This is a genomic window from uncultured Aquincola sp. (assembly GCF_964001545.1).
Taxonomy (GTDB): Bacteria; Pseudomonadota; Gammaproteobacteria; order Burkholderiales; family Burkholderiaceae_C; genus Aquincola.
This window is the reverse complement of the sequence record NZ_CAXFDV010000461.1, coordinates 1-2,573: the sequence shown is the minus strand read 5'-3', so window position 1 is coordinate 2,573 and position 2,573 is coordinate 1. Positions and strand designations below refer to the sequence as shown.

Annotated in this window: 4 protein-coding genes and 1 pseudogene; all 5 read left to right on the top strand. The window is 70.9% G+C overall.

Going from position 1 to position 2,573, the window contains the following annotated elements; all coding sequences use genetic code 11:
* Window positions 1-871: pseudogene (locus ABNT58_RS15825) on the top strand (cation:proton antiporter); the annotation flags it as partial.
* Entirely contained in the window at window positions 868-1,368 is a 501-nt protein-coding gene (locus ABNT58_RS15820) for a Na+/H+ antiporter subunit E (RefSeq protein WP_348754418.1), read from the top strand. The pseudogene ABNT58_RS15825 and the gene ABNT58_RS15820, both read left to right, overlap by 4 nt.
* A complete protein-coding gene (locus ABNT58_RS15815; RefSeq protein ID WP_348754417.1) occupies window positions 1,365-1,655 on the top strand; it encodes a K+/H+ antiporter subunit F in 291 nt (96 codons plus the stop codon). The genes ABNT58_RS15820 and ABNT58_RS15815 overlap by 4 nt, the downstream gene beginning before the upstream one ends.
* Window positions 1,655-2,083: a Na+/H+ antiporter subunit G gene (locus ABNT58_RS15810; RefSeq protein ID WP_348754416.1), complete on the top strand. Its 429-nt coding sequence runs from the start codon at window positions 1,655-1,657 to the stop codon at window positions 2,081-2,083. Before ABNT58_RS15815 ends, ABNT58_RS15810 begins: the two co-directional genes overlap by 1 nt.
* A gap of 14 nt (window positions 2,084-2,097) precedes the next feature.
* On the top strand, window positions 2,098-2,573 hold a 476-nt coding region (locus tag ABNT58_RS15805), incomplete at its 3' end, for an AAA family ATPase (RefSeq protein WP_348754415.1).

The following is a 2,573-nucleotide window of genomic DNA, read 5'->3' as shown; positions in this document are numbered from 1 at the left end:
GTCGCTGATGTTCCCGGCCGGTGCCGGCGACTCGGCCTACTTCGGCGGGCGCTGGCTGCTGCTGGCCGGCATCGCCACGCTGGCGGTCGCCGCGCTCAGCATGCTGGCTTCGCAGAAGATCGACCGGCTGGCGGCGCTGGCGGTGGTGGTGTCTTCGGGCACCCTGATGGCGGCCATCAGCTTCGCGCAGCCGGGCATCACGGCGGGGGCGCTGTTCTACCTGCTCAGCTCCACGCTGGCGCTGGCCGCGCTGTTCCTGCTGGCCGAGCTGATCGAGCGCTCGCGCCAGATCGAGGCCGAAGGCGCGCAGGCCGATGCCCGCAGCCTGGCCTTTCCGGCCGAAGACCTGGAACCGTCGGAGTTCGACGAGACCGGCGAGCCGCTGACCGGCCGCGCCATCCCGGCGGCCATGGCCTTTCTGGGCGTGAGCTTCATCGCCTGCACGCTGCTGGTGGCCGGCATGCCGCCGCTGTCGGGCTTCGTGGCCAAGTTCAGCATGCTGTCGGCACTGCTCAACGGCCAGGGGCTGGGCAACTTCCAGCCCGAAGCCACGTCCAGCCAGGCCTGGCTGCTGCTGGCCATGCTCATCGTCTCGGGCCTGCTGTCGCTGTGGTCGCTCACCGGCGCGGGCATCCGCTACTTCTGGACGCCGCTGCACCGCCCCGCGCCGCACCTGAAGATCATCGAATGCGCGCCGATCGCCGGCCTGCTGCTGGCCTGCGTGCTGCTGACGGTGCATGCCGAGGCGGTGCTGCGCTACACCCGCGCCACCGCCGAGGCGCTGCAAAAGCCATCGCTTTACATCAACGCGGTGATGACCACGCAGCCGCTGCCGCAGCCCAGCGACGACAAGGTGGGGGTGCGGCCATGAGGCGCCTCGTGCCCGCGCCGCTGCTGTCGGCCCTGCTGCTGGTGCTGTGGCTGCTGCTGGCCGATGCCAGCTCGCTGGGCCAGTGGCTGCTGGGCGCGGTGGTGGCGCTGGGCGCGCCCTTGCTCACCGCATCGCTGCGGCCGGGGCGGGTGAAGGTGGGCCGGCCCGGCGTGGTGCTGCGGCTGCTGGCCCGGGTGGCGCGCGACGTGGTGAGTTCCAACCTGCGGGTGCTGCACGGCACGCTGCGCGGCGCCTTCGGCGGGCCGCAGCGCTGGCCGCGCTCGGGCTTCGTGCAGGTGCCCATCATGCTGCGCGACCCCAATGCGCTGGCCGCGCTGGCCATCATCCTGGCGGTCATCCCGGGCACGGTGTGGTGCGAGCTGTCGCCCGACGGCCGCACGCTGCTGCTGCATGTGTTCGACCTGGGCGACGAAGCGGCGCTGGTGGCCGAGATCCACCAGCACTACGAGCGCCCGCTGCAGGAGATCTTCGAATGAACGCCGCGATCTCGCCCGTGCTGTGGACCGCGATGCTGATCGCCTTCGGCTGCTTTGCGCTGGCGATGGTGATCACGCTGATACGCCTGTTCATCGGCCCCAGCGCGCAGGACCGCATCCTGGCGCTGGACTACCTCACCATCACTGCGCTGCTGCTGATGCTGGTGCTGGGCCTGCGCCACCACAGCAGCATGTACTTCGAGGCGGCCACGCTGGTGGCGATGCTGGGCTTCATCACCTCCATCGGCCTGGCGCGCTTCCTGTTGCGCGGCGAGGTGATCGAGTGATGGCCTGGTGGATCGACTACACCGTGGCTGCGCTGCTGGTGGCGGCCGGGCTGCTGGCGCTGGCCGGCGCCGTGGGCCTGCTGCGCCTGCCCGACTTCTTCCAGCGCATGCACCCGCCGGCGCTGGCCATCACGCTGGGCAGCTGGTGCGTGGCACTGGCCTCGGCGCTGTACTTCTCGGCCCTGCAGGAGCGGCCGGTGCTGTCGGCCTGGATCATCCCGGTGCTGCTGGCCATCACCGCGCCCATCACCAGCCTGCTGCTGGCCCGCGCGGCCTTGTTCCGCCGCCGCGGCATGGCAGCCGAGCAGGGGGCCGATGCGCCGGCCGAGCCGCTGCCCGCGCCCGCTCGCCGCGCCGTCGCCGGACCCACGCCGGCGCCGCTATCCTCGCGGGCAGACCGGGCCGATGCGCCGCCCGGCCCGCGTTGACCACACCGGCCCCCATGTACGAGAAGTTCTTCGGCCTGAAGCAAGCGCCGTTTTCCATCGCGCCCGACCCGCACTACCTCTTCATGAGCGAGCGTCACCGGGAGGCACTGGCCCACCTGCTGTACGGGCTGGGCGGGGGCGGCGGCTTCGTGCTGCTGACCGGCGAGATCGGCGCCGGCAAGACCACCGTGTGTCGCTGCTTCCTCGAGCAGATCCCGGCGAACTGCGACGTGGCGTACATCTTCAACCCGAAGCTCTCGGTGCTGGAGCTGCTGAAGACCGTGTGCGACGAGTTCCACATCGCCCCGCCGCCGGCCGGCGCTGGCGCGACGGTCAAGGACTACGTGGATACGCTCAACGCCTTCTTGCTGCAGGCGCATGCGGCCGGACGCAACAGCGTGCTGGTGATCGACGAGGCGCAGAACCTCTCGGCCGACGTGCTGGAGCAGCTGCGGCTGCTGACCAACCTGGAAACCAGCGAACGCAAGCT